The following is a 15,367-nucleotide window of genomic DNA, read 5'->3' as shown; positions in this document are numbered from 1 at the left end:
GTCCTCACCGTCCCCGTCGCCGGAAGCTCGAGCCCTGATCACCCGCACCCAGGTTCTGCCCCAGGTTCTGCCGGCGCGCGGCCCCCCGCCGTGCGGCGATACCCCCTACCCACATCCCGGAGTTCCCCATGCTGCTCGCGGCCGCTCCCGCTGCCGAGACCCCACCCCACACCGGTGGTCTGCTCGCCCTCATCCACGGCACCGCCGGTCTGCTGACCGTCGCCGCCCTCGGCATCGCCCTGCTGCTCTACCTGATCATCAAGGTCCGGCTGCAGCCCTTTGTGGCGCTGCTCGGCGTCTCCATCGCGGTCGGTCTGGCCGCCGGTCTCTCGGTCACCGAACTCTTCGGCACGGTCCAGAAGTCGGACGCCGTCTCGCTCATCGAATCCGGTATGGGCGGCATCCTCGGTCACATAGCCATCATCATCGGCCTGGGCACCATGCTCGGCGCGATCCTCGAGGTCTCCGGCGGCGCGGAGGCGCTCAGCGCCCGGCTGCTCGGCCTCTTCGGGGAGAAGCGGGCGCCGCTCGCGATGGGGCTCACCGGTCTGATCTTCGGCATACCCGTCTTCTTCGACGTCGGCATCTTCGTCCTCGCGCCGATCGTCTACGCGGCCGCCAAGCGCAGCGGCAAGTCGATCCTGCTCTACGCGATGCCGCTGCTCGCGGGGTTGTCCATGACCCACGCCTTCCTGCCGCCGCACCCCGGCCCGGTGGCCGCGGCCGGACTGCTCCATGTCGACCTGGGCTGGGTCATCCTGATGGGCATCGTCGTGGGCATCCCGTCGGTGCTGGCCGCGTGGGGCTACGCCGCCTGGATCGGCAAGCGCATCTTCGTGCCCGTACCGCAGGACATGGTCGAGGCGGCCGAGGAGTCCCGGGAGGCGGTCGCCGCCCAGCAGCGCGCCTCCGGCACCACCCCGGCCGAGCGGCCGGTCTCGGTGGCCACCGTGCTCGCGATCATCGGCACCCCGCTGGTGCTGATCCTCTGCGCCACGTTCTCCTCCGTGGCGCTGGACCCGAGCACCGGCCGCTCGGTCATCGAGTTCTTCGGCCACCCCTTCGTGGCGCTGACGATCGCCCTGCTGCTCGCCTACTACCTGCTGGGCATCCGGCGCGGCTGGTCCCGCAAGTCCCTGGAGACCGTCTCCACCGCCTCCCTCAAGCCCGTGGGCAACATCCTGCTGGTGGTCGGCGCGGGCGGGGTCTTCGGCGCGGTCCTCAAGGGCAGCGGTGTCGCCCAGGCCCTGGCCGACGCCTTCGACAGCGCGGGCCTGCCGGTCATCGTGCTGGCCTGGCTGATCTCGGTGGTGCTCCGGGTGGCCCAGGGCTCGGCGACGGTCGCGATCGTCACGACGGCGGGCATCGTCACCCCGATGCTCTCCGAGGGCGACTACTCCCAGGCCCATCTGGCGCTGGTCATCATGTCCATCTCGGCGGGCTCGATCTTCGCCTCGCACGTCAACGACGGCGGCTTCTGGATGGTGGCGAAGTACTTCGGCATCTCCGAGAGCGACACGCTGAAGTCCTGGACGGTTCTGGAGACGGTGCTCTCGGTGGCCGGTTTCGTGGTGGCGGCCCTGCTGAGCATCGTCATCTAGCGGACGGCACCCGCACGACGACGGCCCCCGAATCCCGGCGGAGACCACCGGGATTCGGGGGCCGTCGCGTCCGGCTCCATTCCGGTCCGCGCCCCGTTGGCATTCACCGCGAGATTCACCACTGCAACTCATTCATGGGAGCGTCCACGTTTGATCAAATAATGGCAAAGAATGCTGATCGAAATGGAGAGTTCCCGCTCGGCGACGACGTCGCGATTGCCAAGTCGTTTCATGTTCTACGTAGATTCAACTCTCCATCCCCATGAGCAGCATGATCAATCCATAGGGTCCTTGAGGCATTTGAAGGAAGGGACCCATGGAAGAACTCCGCGCAATCCGGGCTCGCGGTATCACGAAGAGCTTCGGTGATGTCGTCGCCCTGGACGGCATCGATCTCGATGTGACGCAGGGTCGGATCCACGGTCTGGTCGGGCCGAACGGCGCCGGAAAAACGACGTTGCTCGGACTTCTGCTGGGGCTCGCGGTGGCCGACAGCGGTCGCCTGGAGATCCTGGGTGCACCGGTCGAGCGGGCACTCGACGCGCCCGACGGTGTCGCCGGCTTCGTGGACGGCCCCGCTCTCTACCCCTCGCTCACCCCGCGGCAGAACCTCGCCGCGCTGGCCGCGCTCCGCGGCCATGACGCGCGCACGGCGGGGATCGACGACGTGCTCGCCGAGGTCGGTCTCACCGACGTCGCCGACGACCGTACCCGCGGCTTCTCCCTCGGCATGCGCCAGCGGCTCGGGCTCGCCGCCGCCCTGCTGACCAAGCCACGGCTGCTCGTGCTCGACGAACCGTCCAACGGCCTCGACCCGGCGGGCAAGAGGCATGTGCACGGTGTCCTCAACCGGCTCGCGGCCGACGGAACCGCCGTCGTGCTCTCCAGCCACAACATGGACGACCTCGAGGCGCTCTGCTCCGAGGTGACCATCCTCGCCGCCGGACGCGTCGTCTTCTCCGGTCCGCTGTCCAAACTGGCCACCGAGAACCGTGAACTGGACTACCGGCTGGTCACCTCCGACCCGCGGGCCGCGCGCCGGCTGGCGGACGACGCGCCGGGGATCCAGGTCGTCGACGACGCCGGGGTACGGCGGGACGCCGCACCGCTCGTCGTACGCGCCCTGGTGCCCGCCCTCGACCAACTCGTGGCGCGGCTCGTGGAGAAGGGCGTCGCGCCGCGCGAGCTCACCCCCGTGGTGTCACCGCTCGAAGCCGCGTTTCTCGCCCTGACCGAGCAGCAGGAGGCGGACAGATGACCGCGGCCCTCACCCAGAGCCGGGAACAGGAACACGGGCGGGTGACCGGGGGCCGTCGCGTCCCCGTCGCCCGCGCCTGTCGCTTCGAGCTCGTCAAGCTCGTCTCCCAGTGGCGGATCCGGCTGCTGGTCCTCGCCTGCTGGATCGCTCCCGCCCTCTTCGTGGCCGGGGTGAGCCAGCAGAGCACGCTTCCCGTCGACACCCTCTTCGGGCGCTGGATGCTCGCCTCCGGGTGGGCCGGGCCGCTGGTGATGCTCGGTTTCGCGGGGACCTGGGCGCTCCCGCTGCTGACCTCGGTCGTGGCCGGTGATGTGTTCGCCTCCGAGGACCGGCTCGGCACCTGGCGCCATCTGCTCGTCGCGGTTCGCTCGCCTCGGCGGATCTTCGTGGCGAAGGCGGTGGCCAGTCTCACCGTCCTGCTGCTGCTCGTGGCCGGGCTCGCGGTCTCCAGCACCGTCGGCGGCCTCCTCGTGGTCGGCAACCAGCCGCTGGTCGGTCTCGACGGCCATCTCCTGGCCCCGTCGGACGCCGCCGTCTCGGTCCTGCTCTCGTGGGTCTGCGTCCTCGCTCCGACCCTGGCGCTCGCCGCGCTCGGTCTCCTCGGGTCGGTCACGCTGGGACGGTCCCCGATGGGGCTGCTGGTGCCCGTGCTCGTCTCGCTCGCGATGGCGGTCGCCCAGATGCTGCCGCTTCCGGTGGCCGTGCGCGTCGCCCTGCCGAGCTACGCCTTCATCTCCTGGAACGGTCTGTTCACCAGTCCCCGGCAACTCGGCCCGCTGCTGATCGGCATCGTTGTCAGCCTCGTATGGGCCGTGGTCGCCACGGCGCTCGCGTATCTGCTCTTCGTACGGCGCGACTTCACCAACCTGGCCCACGACGGCTCGGGCCGCCGCGCGATCACCATCGGAGTCCTGCCGCTCGTCGGGGTGGCCGCCGCGTCGTTCGCGGTCGTCGCCGCGACGACCTCGGCGACGGGCTCCGGGATCGAGCAGGACAAGGTGCAGCGCTCGCTCGCGACGGCGTTCGCGCACCTGTACCGCATGCAGACCGACCAGCTCAACCGGCCCGCCGTCACCGAGGCTCAGTTGAGGGCCACGGCGTCGTGCAACAAGGGGAGCGTCAGGGTCGCGGCGGAAGGTCCGGGCAACGACTGGCGCTGCGTCGTGACCTGGCATCTTCCCGGCGTCGAGGCCACCGGACAGGCCATCTACCAACTCGACGTCACTCCGGACGGGCGGTTCATGGCCGATGGCGATGGACCGAAGGAAGTGAACGGCTACTTCCTGGTGCGGACCCCCGACGGGGACGCGCCGAACCCGCTGTGGCAGTTCGACGGCAATGTCGAACTGCTCGACACCACCCCGAAGGGATAACCCTCAATGCAGGTAACTCGCCGCCGCAAACTCGTCGAGGAAGCCCGGATCAACCTCATCAGCAGACGCATCGGCCGCCGGATACCGCTGCTGGCGGCCGGCACCACCGCCGTCGCCCTGGTGGCCGCCGGCACGGCGCTCGGGCAGACCCACCAGTTCGGCACGGAGCAGGTCGGTCAGGTCACCAAGAACGGCCAGGTCGTCTCCAGCAACCAGTACATCGCCCCGTACGGCGACCGTCTCGTCATCAATCAGGGCAAGATCATGTCGTCCTCGGTCAGCCCGGACGGCACGCACATGGCCGCCTCGGTCACCGACGGTGGCGCGGCCCTGGCCATCGTGGACCTGAAGAACTGGAAGACGCAGCAGCTCGTCAGCAACGCCGCGTCCTCGAACCCCCGCATCGGCAGCAACAACGTGGGCCAGGAAGGTCCGACGTACTCGCCCGACGGCAAGCAGCTGTGGCTGGGCCAGCCGGACGGCTACACCGTGTTCACCGTGAACGCGGACGGCGGCGTCTCCAGCCCGCGGACCGTCACCATCCCGGCGCAGGGGTCCAAGCGCGCCCTGGTGGGCGCGGTGGCGTTCTCGGCCGACGGCAAGACCGCGTACTCGGCGGTCAACGGCCAGAACCGGGTCGTCTCCATCGACGCCGAGACCGGGACCATCAAGCAGAGCTGGAACGTGGGCAACGCCCCGCGTGGCATGGTCGTCGTCGGCGACAAGCTCTACGTCAGCAACGAGGGCGGCCGCCCGGCCAAGCCCGGCGAGCCCACGATCAACTCGTACGGCACACAGGTGCTCGCCGACCAGAAGACCGCCGCCACCACCAGCGGCACGGTCAGCGTCATCGACCTGGCGAACCAGGACGCCGCGGTCGCCGGCATCGACGTCGGTCTGCACCCGACCGCCGTGTACGCCAAGAACGGCGTGGTGTTCGTCACCAACACCGCCGACAACAACGTGTCGGTCATCGACACGGCGAAGGACAAGGTCGTCCAGACCATCTCCACCCAGCCGTGGGCCAAGGCCCGGGTGGGCTACGAGCCCGACGCGGTGACCCTCACCGACGACGGTCATCTGCTGGTGACCCTCGGCCGCGCCAACGCCGTCGCCGTCTACAAGTACACCTCCGCGCAGGAGCCGGTCTCCTACGTCGGCCTGCTCCCCACGGACTACTTCCCCTCGGAGATCACCACCTCCGGCAACGAGGTGTACGTCTCCAACACCCGTGGCATCGACGCCCGCCGTAAGGCCACCGGCGGTCGCGGCACCCACGACACGACGTCGAGCGTGCAGAAGTTCACGCTGCCCGACGACAGCGTGATCAGGTCCTACACCGGCAAGGTCTTCAAGCAGAACGGCTGGAACGGCGAGTCCCTCAAGAAGACCGACGGCACCCCGGCCAAGCCCGTGCCGGTCCCGGTCAAGCTCGGCGACCCCTCGACGATCAAGCACGTCTTCCTGCTCGTCAAGGAGAACCGGACCTACGACCAGGTCTTCGGCGACATGCCGGAGGGCAACGGCGACCCGTCGCTGACCGAGTTCGGCGAGAACGTCACGCCGAACCAGCACGCCCTGGCCAAGCAGTTCGGCCTGTACGACAACACGTACGACATCGGCACCAACTCCGCCGAGGGTCACAACTGGCTGATGCAGTCCGACGACCCGGAGTACACCGAGTCCTCGGCCGGTGAGTACACCCGCAGCTACGACACCGAGGACGACGCCCTCGGCCACCAGAAGACCGGTTTCATCTGGACCGGTGCGCAGGCGGCCCGCAAGTCCGTCCGGAACTTCGGTGAGTTCCAGCAGTTCCTGACCAAGCCGTCGGGCGCCAGCTGGCAGAACCTGTACTGCGACAGCAAGAACATGGCGGCGACCGGTCAGGACACCGCCTACCCGCTGAACTCGACCTCCCCGATCCCGTCGCTCAACGACGTGTCGGTGCACGGCTTCCCGAAGTTCGACACCAGCGTCCCCGACGTCTACCGGGCACAGATCTGGAAGCAGGACTTCCAGAAGAACGGTCCGGCGAACCTGAACATGTTCTGGCTCTCCAGCGACCACACCGGCGGCCCGGTGAGCCCTGCCTCCCAGGTCGCGGACAACGACCTCGCCGTGGGTCAGATCGTCGATGAGATCTCGCACAGCAAGTACTGGAAGGACTCGGCGATCTTCGTCGTCGAGGACGACTCCCAGGCGGGCCTCGACCACGTCGACGGCCACCGTGCCCCGGTCCAGATCATCAGCCCCTGGGCCAAGCACGCCACGGTGGACAGCCACTACTACTCGCAGATCAACATGGTGCGGACCATCGAGCAGATCCTCGGGATCCAGCCGATGAACCAGAAGGACACCGCGGCCACCCCGATGGCCGCGGCGTTCACCCGGAAACCGAACTTCACGCCGTTCAAGGCGCTGCCCAACCGGACCTCGCTGACCGACGGTGTGAAGACCCCGCCCTCCTGCGGTCTGGACACCCCCGCGGCGCAGAGCCCGAAGGCGGCGGCCGTGCCGTCGGCCTCGGTGCCGGCGGACATGAGGAACGTCGCCGCCGAATGGGACCAGTGGAAGTCGAAGCAGCGGCTGACCGGCCCCAACGCCGTTCCGGACTACGCTCCCCCCGCCCAGATGAACCACCTCACGTGGTACGAGACGCACAACTGGGCGAAGCCGTACCCGGGTGAGAAGAAGATCTACGCTCCTCAGAACGTGCCGGGCGCCTACATCCCGTCGGCGGAGAACGACGGCTGACGCGGGCTCACCTGCCGAGTGGCCCCTGGCCGGCGTCATCGCCGGTCAGGGGCCACCCACGTGGTGGCCCGCATCGTCCTGAGCGGTCATCCGCAGGGCCAGACGGGGCAGCTGTGGTGTTCGCGGCAACGAGGCCGGCGCAACCGGCCTGGTCGGAGTGGGTGAGCCTGGCCGTAGCGGGACCGCCGGGCACCCGTCCCGTGGCCGGTGCCGACTATCTCTCCACCTGGGTCACGAAAATCTATCCTGGCTGGAGTAGACATTGGGCGGTGGTGTTGCTATGGTTTCTCTCGTAGCCAGAGGGACAGTAGGGCCCGGCAGACACGAACTGCCGGGCAGCAATATCCGCAGTTGCAGTACGCAGGACGGTGCGGCGGTGGAGTTTCGAAGCCAGGGTTGTTGCAGGACGGCGACGGGACTGGCGGCCGGACCGGGTGGCCCGCAGTGATCAGGGGCCGCCGCGAGCAGTACCGCAGTTCCCGCAGCAATGCGCAGGACAGTAGTAGGTAAGTGATTGATCCCAGAGGGAAGAACGGAGGAGCCAGGCGCCATCAGGATCGCCCGGGCGGAGTCTTGAGCCCGGGTACCGCAGGACATCGATAGTGAGGTGGTCTCCGGTCAAGCAACCGCGATCCCCGCGGCCCCGACAACTTTCAGGTCGGGTCAGCGGACACAGAAGGCCGGCGCAGTACCAGGGCCGGCAGATGGTGTAGTAGTTCCTTCGGGGCCCGGGTGCCGTACGGCACCCGGGCCCCTCCACCCGTTCCACAGAGAGGTGCAAATGACAGCAGGCGAATCGTTCGACCGTCTCGACGACGACGACTATCCCGCCTACACGATGGGCCGGGCCGCCGAAATGCTCGGCACCACACAGGGCTTTCTCCGCGCCGTCGGCGAAGCCCGCCTCATCACCCCGCTGCGTTCCGAGGGCGGCCACCGCCGCTACTCCCGCTACCAGCTGCGCATCGCCGCCCGCGCCCGGGAGCTCGTCGACCAGGGCACCCCCATCGAGGCCGCCTGCCGCATCGTCATCCTTGAAGACCAGCTCGAAGAAGCCCAGCGCATCAACGCCGAGTACCGCCGCGCCGCCGCCTCGGAGAACCCGACGACCGCAGGCTGAGGTGGCCCGGTCCGCCTGCGCGCGGAGCATACTGCGGGCCGGCCCCCGGGCGGAGGAGGGTGCCGCCGCAGTAGTCGCGCCCGCCGAGCCGTATGTGGCGACCGCTCTTGCTGGAACACTGTGTCGCGGGTGGGGCAATATCTATTGCCGCGAGACGAGGGTTAAATATGTCGCGCGGACAGTGTGTTTATCGCGGCGAACGAATTCGTTCCATCGATCGTACGTGGGCCACTGCCGCATGCTACTGTCGATCTCAGTTGCAGTTGTGGTTCCCAAAAACTTCAACGCTTGCGCCAGCATTTAGCTGCGGGAAGCGTTTTGTATTTCCGGTTGTTCTCCGGGCGGGGCATCATTGCGGCGACCCGGTGTCCGTGGATCGCGGGTGCCGGCGTACTGCCCCACAAGGAGATATGACATGGCGTCTGGCACTGTGAAGTGGTTCAACGCGGCCAAGGGCTTCGGCTTCATCGAGCAGGACGGTGGAGGTCCTGACGTGTTCGCCCACTTCTCGAACATCGCCGCCCAGGGCTTCCGCGAGTTGTTCGAAGGTCAGAAGGTCACCTTCGACATCGCCCCGGGCCAGAAGGGCCCGACGGCCGAGAACATCGTTCCCGCCTGACGCTGACGCGCACTTCGTAGCTGGGGCCCGCATCCCTCGGGGCGCGGGCCCCAGCTACGGGCATTTCCCTCAGTGATGCCTCCTGTGGACAGAACCGGTCCCAGCTCTTCTCCAGGGGGCACGCCCTCCCGGGCCGCGCCCATCGACGTCCGGGATCTCACGCCCATATGGCGTCACCTATTTCATCACCTGCGTCCCGCACCGGATTCACTGCATGGCGCCTTCGCTTTCGCATTCCATTTCGGCCCGTTCTTGTGATTCCCCGCGCTGCACTTCTGCTGCGGGAATTCCTTGATACGTGCCGTATCAAGGAAGGTTCTCAAATGAACCCCACACGTACGAACCACCGAACCTCCCGGACCCGCCGCACCAGCGGCCCCGCTTTCAACTCCGGCACCGGTTCGGGCCGGGGCAGTCGCTTCGGCTCGCCCGCCCCGAGCCGATCAGGGCGGCCGAGCCGCTCGGGTGGCCACGGCCGGCGGTCCGCCGCGGCCTCGGGCGAGTTCGCCCTGCCGAAGACGATCACTCCCGCACTGCCCGCGGTCGAGGCGTTCGCCGACCTCGACATGCCCGCCCGGCTGCTGGCCGCGCTGACCGCGCAGGGCATGAGCGCCCCGTTCCCGATCCAGGGTGCGACCCTGCCCAACACTCTCGCGGGCCGCGACGTCCTGGGACGCGGGCGTACCGGATCCGGCAAGACCCTCGCCTTCGGCTTGGCTCTGCTGGCCCGCACCGCAGGCCGGCGCGCCGAGCCCCGCCAGCCGCTGGCCCTGGTCCTCGTCCCGACGCGTGAGCTGGCCCAGCAGGTGACCGACGCGCTCACCCCCTACGCCCGCTCGGTGAAGCTGCGCCTGGCCACCGTCGTCGGCGGCGTGTCGATCGGCAGGCAGGCAGGCGCGTTGCGGGGCGGCGCTGAAGTCGTCGTGGCCACGCCGGGCCGGCTCAAGGACCTCATCGACCGCGGTGACTGCCGGCTGAACCAGGTCGCGATCACCGTCCTGGACGAGGCCGACCAGATGGCCGACATGGGCTTCATGCCCCAGGTCACCGCGCTCCTGGACCAAGTGCGCCCCGAGGGCCAGCGGATGCTGTTCTCCGCCACCCTCGACCGCAACGTCGACCTTCTGGTCCGCCGCTATCTCACCGACCCGGTCGTCCACTCCGTTGACCCGTCCGCCGGTGCGGTCACCACGATGGAGCACCACGTGCTCCACGTGCAGGGCGCGGACAAGCACCGCGCGACCACCGAGATCGCGGCCCGCGACGGCCGGGTGATCATGTTCCTGAACACCAAGCGCGCTGTGGACAAGCTCACCGACCACCTGCTGGCCAGCGGGGTGCGGGCCGCCGCACTGCACGGCGGGAAGACGCAGTCGCAGCGCACCCGGACCCTGACTCAGTTCAAGACCGGGCACGTCACCGTGCTCGTCGCCACGAACGTCGCCGCCCGCGGTATCCACGTGGACAACCTCGACCTGGTCGTCAATATCGACCCGCCGACCGACCACAAGGACTACCTCCACCGCGGCGGCCGCACCGCGCGGGCCGGCGAGTCGGGCAGCGTCGTCACCCTGGTGACCCCCAACCAGCGCCGCGACATGAGCCGTCTCATGAGCGCCGCCGGGATCGTGCCCCAGACCACCCAGATCCGCGTCGGCGAAGAGGCGCTGAGTCAGATCACCGGCGCCCAGGAGCCCTCCGGCATCCCCGTCACGATCACCGCGCCGGTGCCCGAGCGGCGTAAGCGCAGCGCATCCTCACGCGGCCGACGCAGCCCCGCCTCGGCCGCCCGACGCAGGACCGTACGGCAGACCTCCTTCGACGCGGCGGCCTAGAAACTCCGTGATCAGGAAACTGACCCACCACTGCAGGAGGCACCTTTTGACGCTGGTTCAGACGCAGCCCCGCTCGACGAACGTCACCCCCGCACACCAGACTGTGGCGGACGCCATGGACACAGGCGCACTGCAAGTCTGCGACGACATGACCATCGAAGTCGCCCTTTCCGTCATGGCCGGCGCCCGCACCGGGCACCTCTTCGTCTGCGACAACGACGGCCTGCGCACCCAACTGGTCACCCAGGCCCAGCTCACCGCGGTCCGTGACAGCCCCGCGTACACGGACCGGGTCCAACTGCGCGACATCCTCGACGGCGGTGAGCCGTTCACCTCACCCGTGACCACGACCGCCGAAGCCGAGCACGCAGTGCTGGGCCGCCGGCTCGCCGCACTGCCGGTCGTCGAAGACCAGGACAGCGCTCGGGGCGTCCTCGCCCACTGAACCGCCTCACCGCGGTAGAACCATCCCCTTCTTCTCTTCTCTCTGTGAGGCATCATGCGCTGTGTCATCGCCCGCTTCCCGTTCGACCTCACCAAGAGCGGCGTTCTGGAAGCCATGAAGGGCGTCAAGCCCGAAGAGGTCATCGGTGAGTCCGTGATCATCGGCCGCCGCACCTACCCGGTCAAGCAGGTCGGGCAGGTCATCACGCGCCAGGACCGCCGCGATTTCAGCGCCGGTGAAGTTCTCCGGGCCATGACCAAGCTCGGCTTCACCTGCCCCGGCCTCCGCCAGACAGTCGCGCCCACGCGTGTCGCCAGCCCATTCCAGCAGGCTTCCGCGACGCTCGCCGCACCTGCCACCGTCTGACCGACGAGCGGGTGCGAGCCGCCACCAGAGCAACAGGAGGGTCCGACCGGCACGTGCCGGTCGGACCCTCGCCGCGTTGCCGCGCGGTCTGTCAACGCGCAGCGTTGTATCTCACTGGTCGGAGTAGCTGAAGTCGCCCACGGTCCAAGCGCTGACGTCATCGATCGCCACGCGGTACATCCCGCCTGTCTCCGGGATCCCCACCGTGCCCTGCAGAATCCGCGACACATGGAAATGCAGATGCGTGGGCGCCTTCTCCTCACACGTCGTAGCGGTGAAGACAGCAGAGAATTTATTGAGACTGGCCGAGTCCGCCAGGACCTCGGACACCCGCTGCCGCCAGACAGCTTCGGGAGCCAGCCGACCCGTGATGACAGCACCACCGGCGACCACAGTCAGAGTCATCTGGTTGCTGTGCCCGGACTCCACCAAGGCCGCGACATCAACAAGCAGTTCGTCAGGCTTCGACATGAGAAGCGATTCTAATCAACGCCGCTCGGTCCGTTGAGTGGCGGCGCTGGTGCGACATGCGAGATCGAACTGCGCAGACGAGGACGGCGCGAACCACACTGTTGGGTGGCTCAGGTGGTGGGGAACTCCCCGCTCTTGACGGCGGAGACGAACGCCGACCACGCGGACGGCTCGAATACGAGCGCCGGGCCGTGCGGGTCCTTGCTGTCGCGGACGGGTACGTCGTCGTGGCCTCGCGCTGTTTCGAGGCAGTCACCATTGCTGGGCCCGCTGTAGCTGGACTTGAACCAGCCGGTGAGGGTAGAGGCGTCGGAGACGGTGTGATCAGTGCTGGCCATGTTCGTGTTCCTCCGCTATAGCCCTGATCAGGGCCAGGGATTCGTAATGCGACACCGCATCGCCCATGGCGAGATCGTAGGCCGACTGGCAGGAGCTCACCAGGGTCGGATCGTCCATCAAGTTGCCCGTACGGAGACCTTCGACGTATGCGACGGGTGCGGCATCGGTGAAGCGCATGAGGGTGACCATGCTCTCGATGAGAGCGTGAGCCCCGATACCGAACGGCAACACATGCAGTCGCAATCGTCCAACCTCGGCCATGTCCGAGATCTTGCGCAGTTGTTCCGCCATGACATGCGGCCCACCGACCCGGCGCCGGAGCACTGCCTCATCCAACAGGGTCCACATGACGGGGCTCAACGGATTATCGAGGATCCGGGCACGCTCTACGCGGTTGACCACGCGCCGGTCAAGATCCTCGGTGCGGTAGTTGGGGCTGGCCGTGCGCAGCACCGCACGTGCGTAGGCGTCGGTCTGGAGCAGCCCAGGAACGAGAGAGAGTCCGTACAGCCGAAGCTCTGACGCCTGCCGCTCCAATTCCGCCGCGACCGCGAAGTGGTCGGCGAACTTCGACTCCAGATCCTCCAGCCACCGCGCGAAGAACCCGTCCGTCCCCAGCGCCTGGTCGATCCGCGTCGCGTCGTCCGGCCTCGGCAACCGGCGTCCCGCCTCGAAGTGACTGATCAGCGTGGGCGAGCACACCACGATCTCGCTCAGCGCCTCCTGTGTCATGTCGGCCGCTGTGCGGCGGAGCCGCAGCTCTTCCCCGTACTTCTCCCTGGGTGTGCGTGGCCTTCGATCCATCTTCATGGGCTGACTCCCCGAGTTGAAAGGTGCGTGGTCAGGCTCGCCCTGCTAGCAGCGTAGCCAGAACAACCACCACTCTGTGAGGAAATCGCCACACAGCGTGAAGAAGCGCAAGACCCTCGCGACCGGGGTGCACCGGCCCGAGGGCGTGGCCCACCAGCTAAATAGGAGCTGATGAACGTGAGCAACCCTAGGGAGCGGTTCCTCGCATGCGTGAGTGCACTTCTCGCCTTATCGCCGTCCGGCTGTCAGTGGGCCGGGGCTCGGGCGGTGCTTCACGATGTGGAGGCGTCCCGATGCGCGCGATGACCGGTCTGCGCCTGCTGCCGTGGACGGACCCCGACGGCAAGCCGTGTTATCTGGCGTCGGACGACGGGAGCAGCCCGCTGAGCCGACGTGCGGACGCGATCGAGGCCGTACAGATGTCCATGGGGGCCGAACTCCTCCGGCACGCCCGAGCGCTGCTGGACGCCCCCAAGGCCGACAGGCGAGAACTGCGGTACCTCGCGGACCGGTTGTGTGAGGCGCTGCGCGATGTGTTGCGGGTCGCCGAGAGCAGGGGCGCCCGCCTGCCCCCGTGCGACGAAGGCGACGGTCCGGCGCCCGTAGGGGGCGGCTGTGACTGACTGGCGGATTGGTCTCGTTCCGGGCCGGGGCCTGCGCCGGGTGAACGGTGGGGAACTCGCGTTGCCGCTCCAGATCGGCAGGGGCGGGCGGCATCAAGCGATCGCCGAGCTGGCGCTGACCCTCGCGGCGGCGGAGCAACTGCACGCGGCCCTGTGCTACGCGCTCGGTGAGCAGCCCCCGCCCCCCGATGCGCCCGACTGCCGTCAGCCCGTCCGCTACCCAGGCGGCCGACAGCGGTACTGAAGGCGATCCCCTCATCAGGGGCTTCGCGAGGCGCCGTCCCGGCGGTGTCCCCGCCGGGACGGCGCCCGCGTGCCATACGGTGTCGGCTCGGCTCAGGGGCAGTACTGCGCCTCCTTGCCGATCGAGCGGTACATGCAGTCCGCGTTCTCCACCAGTTGGAGCACCGCGTCGCGGTTGCGGCTGGTCTCGCGGTCGATGACCTCGTCGGGCGGGTAGAAGCCGCCGGCGCCGGAGGAGGTCGGGTACATCTCGAAGGTGTAGGCGAAGACCTTCTGGGTGCCCCACAGGTAGTCGTCGATCGCGCCATCGGTGATGTACAGCTCGCTCGACTGCTCGGGGGTGTAGCCGTTGCTCGCCGCCATCTTCCTGCCGACCGCGGCGAAGGCGTCGTAGTCGTCCCGTGTCATGCCGGTGGTGGTTTCGTCGTACGTCCAGCCGAACGGCCACAGCACCAGTTCGCTGTAGGTGTGGAAGTCGATCGCGGCCTTGATCTGCTGCTTGCCGCCCACGACCCGGCTGCGGGCGAAGTCGGCGACGACCTTCACCTCGGGGGCGGAGGCGGCGCGGGGGCCGCGGTAGGTCTCGGAGCCGGGTGAGGTGGAGGAGCCGCCGCAGCAGCCCCACTTGAAGTCCCAGTTGCGATTGAGGTCGGTGCCCACCGACGACGAACCGGAGTTGGGCTGACGGTTCTTGCGCCAGCTGCGGTAGGAGCCGGTGGCGATGTCGTACTCGCCGCCGTCCGGGTTCACATCCGGGACGATCCAGATCTCCCGGCCGTTGACGGCGTTGGTGATCCGGGAGTCGCTGCCGTAGCCCTCGGTGAACTGACGCACCAGATAGAGCGCCATCTCGACCGTAAGGTGCTCACGGGCGTGCTGATGAGCGGTGAAGAGGACCTCGGGCTCGTTCTCGTCCGTGGCCACGTTGTCGCTGATCTTGAGGGCGACGATGTCGCGACCCTCGTACGACTTTCCGATGACGCGCTTGCTGAGGATCGACGGATACTTGGCCACCGCCGCGTTGATCTCGGCGCTCGCTTCGGCGTAGTTGTGGTACTTCGCATCGGCCGACGGGAAGTCGAACGGCTTGGCCGACCTGCCCTCGGTGCGGTCGGGCGGGCCCTGGAGCGCGGTGAGCCGGTAGCCGAGCCCGCGCAGCCGCTTGGCCTGCGCCGGGTCGGCGGTGACGACCAGGGAGCGGGCGTCCACCTCGTCGATGGACACCCCGGTGGCGGCGACCGCGGTGCGTGCGGCCGGGGTGGTGGGGCCGGAGACCTCGTACTGCTTCACGCTCTCGTCGGCGCCCTGGGCAGTGGGTGATGCGGTGCGGTCGGTGCCGGGCCGGGGTGCGGGATCGTCGGCCTGAGCTGCCATGGGTGCGGCGAGTGCGAGGGTGAGCAAGGCGGTGAGGGCGGTGGCCCGTCTACCGCGAATGCGACGTCGCATGACATCTCCTGGGGGGTGAGGGGCGAGCGACTGCTGCGCCAGTGTTCGGCCATGCGCATGA

The 15,367-nt window shown here is 68.3% G+C and carries 15 protein-coding genes; 11 read left to right on the top strand and 4 right to left on the bottom strand.

From position 1 onward, the window contains the following. Window positions 1-128: 128 nt before the first annotated feature. From NP777_RS38495 to NP777_RS38455, 9 genes are all read left to right on the top strand, one after another. Window positions 129-1,601 carry a GntP family permease gene (locus tag NP777_RS38495; protein ID WP_256654825.1) on the top strand — a complete coding sequence of 491 codons (1,473 nt, stop codon included), beginning with the start codon at window positions 129-131 and terminating at the stop codon, window positions 1,599-1,601. Window positions 1,602-1,917: 316 nt separating this feature from the next. After that, a complete protein-coding gene (locus NP777_RS38490; RefSeq protein WP_256654824.1) occupies window positions 1,918-2,859 on the top strand; it encodes an ABC transporter ATP-binding protein in 942 nt (313 codons plus the stop codon). Then, complete coding sequence (locus NP777_RS38485) at window positions 2,856-4,232, top strand: ABC transporter permease (RefSeq protein ID WP_256654823.1); 1,377 nt, start codon at window positions 2,856-2,858, stop codon at window positions 4,230-4,232. Before NP777_RS38490 ends, NP777_RS38485 begins: the two co-directional genes overlap by 4 nt. 6 nt (window positions 4,233-4,238) lie before the next feature. Continuing rightward, window positions 4,239-6,989 carry an alkaline phosphatase family protein gene (locus tag NP777_RS38480; RefSeq protein ID WP_256654822.1) on the top strand — a complete coding sequence of 917 codons (2,751 nt, stop codon included), beginning with the start codon at window positions 4,239-4,241 and terminating at the stop codon, window positions 6,987-6,989. Between the two features lie 781 nt (window positions 6,990-7,770). Beyond that, on the top strand, window positions 7,771-8,109 hold the full coding sequence (locus tag NP777_RS38475) for a MerR family transcriptional regulator (RefSeq protein WP_100806344.1): 339 nt from the start codon (window positions 7,771-7,773) through the stop codon (window positions 8,107-8,109). 415 nt (window positions 8,110-8,524) lie between these two features. After that, window positions 8,525-8,728, top strand: a complete 204-nt coding sequence (locus NP777_RS38470; protein ID WP_138914047.1) for a cold-shock protein — start codon at window positions 8,525-8,527, stop codon at window positions 8,726-8,728. Window positions 8,729-9,051: 323 nt separating this feature from the next. Continuing rightward, window positions 9,052-10,563, top strand: coding sequence for a DEAD/DEAH box helicase (locus tag NP777_RS38465; protein ID WP_256654821.1), 1,512 nt, complete (start codon window positions 9,052-9,054; stop codon window positions 10,561-10,563). Between the two features lie 46 nt (window positions 10,564-10,609). Continuing rightward, window positions 10,610-11,008 carry a CBS domain-containing protein gene (locus NP777_RS38460; protein ID WP_256654820.1) on the top strand — a complete coding sequence of 133 codons (399 nt, stop codon included), beginning with the start codon at window positions 10,610-10,612 and terminating at the stop codon, window positions 11,006-11,008. A 54-nt stretch (window positions 11,009-11,062) separates the two neighbouring features. Further along, complete coding sequence (locus tag NP777_RS38455; protein ID WP_256654819.1) at window positions 11,063-11,374, top strand: SCO5918 family protein; 312 nt, start codon at window positions 11,063-11,065, stop codon at window positions 11,372-11,374. Window positions 11,375-11,485: 111 nt separating this feature from the next. Here NP777_RS38455 and NP777_RS38450 read toward each other — a convergent pair whose 3' ends face one another. The 3 genes from NP777_RS38450 to NP777_RS38440 form a co-directional block, all read right to left on the bottom strand. Beyond that, window positions 11,486-11,845, bottom strand: a complete 360-nt coding sequence (locus NP777_RS38450; protein ID WP_256654818.1) for a hypothetical protein — start codon at window positions 11,843-11,845, stop codon at window positions 11,486-11,488. 110 nt (window positions 11,846-11,955) lie between these two features. After that, window positions 11,956-12,183 carry a DUF397 domain-containing protein gene (locus tag NP777_RS38445; protein WP_256654817.1) on the bottom strand — a complete coding sequence of 76 codons (228 nt, stop codon included), beginning with the start codon at window positions 12,181-12,183 and terminating at the stop codon, window positions 11,956-11,958. Beyond that, window positions 12,170-12,994 (bottom strand): helix-turn-helix domain-containing protein, encoded by an 825-nt coding sequence (locus tag NP777_RS38440; protein WP_256654816.1) that lies wholly within the window; start codon window positions 12,992-12,994, stop codon window positions 12,170-12,172. Before NP777_RS38440 ends, NP777_RS38445 begins: the two co-directional genes overlap by 14 nt. 293 nt (window positions 12,995-13,287) lie before the next feature. Between NP777_RS38440 and NP777_RS38435 the strand changes: the two genes are divergently transcribed. After that, complete coding sequence (locus tag NP777_RS38435) at window positions 13,288-13,617, top strand: hypothetical protein (protein WP_256654815.1); 330 nt, start codon at window positions 13,288-13,290, stop codon at window positions 13,615-13,617. After that, window positions 13,610-13,861: a hypothetical protein gene (locus NP777_RS38430; RefSeq protein WP_256654814.1), complete on the top strand. Its 252-nt coding sequence runs from the start codon at window positions 13,610-13,612 to the stop codon at window positions 13,859-13,861. Before NP777_RS38435 ends, NP777_RS38430 begins: the two co-directional genes overlap by 8 nt. 92 nt (window positions 13,862-13,953) lie before the next feature. Here NP777_RS38430 and NP777_RS38425 read toward each other — a convergent pair whose 3' ends face one another. Next, window positions 13,954-15,306, bottom strand: coding sequence for a M14 family metallopeptidase (locus NP777_RS38425; protein ID WP_256654813.1), 1,353 nt, complete (start codon window positions 15,304-15,306; stop codon window positions 13,954-13,956). Window positions 15,307-15,367: the final 61 nt, after the last annotated feature.

The sequence above is a fragment of the Streptomyces rugosispiralis genome (assembly GCF_024505145.1).
GTDB lineage: Bacteria > Actinomycetota > Actinomycetes > Streptomycetales > Streptomycetaceae > Streptomyces > Streptomyces rugosispiralis.
This window is presented reverse-complemented; position numbering and strand designations above follow the sequence as displayed.

What these genes read in the sequence shown, in the direction of transcription:
- NP777_RS38495 (WP_256654825.1), top strand. Translation starts at nt 129, where the DNA reads ATGCTGCTCGCGGCCGCTCCCGCTGCCGAGACCCCACCCCACACCGGT.
- NP777_RS38490 (WP_256654824.1), top strand. Translation starts at nt 1,918, where the DNA reads ATGGAAGAACTCCGCGCAATCCGGGCTCGCGGTATCACGAAGAGCTTC.
- NP777_RS38485 (WP_256654823.1), top strand. Translation starts at nt 2,856, where the DNA reads ATGACCGCGGCCCTCACCCAGAGCCGGGAACAGGAACACGGGCGGGTG.
- NP777_RS38480 (WP_256654822.1), top strand. Translation starts at nt 4,239, where the DNA reads ATGCAGGTAACTCGCCGCCGCAAACTCGTCGAGGAAGCCCGGATCAAC.
- NP777_RS38475 (WP_100806344.1), top strand. Translation starts at nt 7,771, where the DNA reads ATGACAGCAGGCGAATCGTTCGACCGTCTCGACGACGACGACTATCCC.
- NP777_RS38470 (WP_138914047.1), top strand. Translation starts at nt 8,525, where the DNA reads ATGGCGTCTGGCACTGTGAAGTGGTTCAACGCGGCCAAGGGCTTCGGC.
- NP777_RS38465 (WP_256654821.1), top strand. Translation starts at nt 9,052, where the DNA reads ATGAACCCCACACGTACGAACCACCGAACCTCCCGGACCCGCCGCACC.
- NP777_RS38455 (WP_256654819.1), top strand. Translation starts at nt 11,063, where the DNA reads ATGCGCTGTGTCATCGCCCGCTTCCCGTTCGACCTCACCAAGAGCGGC.
- NP777_RS38450 (WP_256654818.1), bottom strand. Translation starts at nt 11,845, where the DNA reads ATGTCGAAGCCTGACGAACTGCTTGTTGATGTCGCGGCCTTGGTGGAG.
- NP777_RS38445 (WP_256654817.1), bottom strand. Translation starts at nt 12,183, where the DNA reads ATGGCCAGCACTGATCACACCGTCTCCGACGCCTCTACCCTCACCGGC.
- NP777_RS38440 (WP_256654816.1), bottom strand. Translation starts at nt 12,994, where the DNA reads ATGAAGATGGATCGAAGGCCACGCACACCCAGGGAGAAGTACGGGGAA.
- NP777_RS38435 (WP_256654815.1), top strand. Translation starts at nt 13,288, where the DNA reads ATGCGCGCGATGACCGGTCTGCGCCTGCTGCCGTGGACGGACCCCGAC.
- NP777_RS38425 (WP_256654813.1), bottom strand. Translation starts at nt 15,306, where the DNA reads ATGCGACGTCGCATTCGCGGTAGACGGGCCACCGCCCTCACCGCCTTG.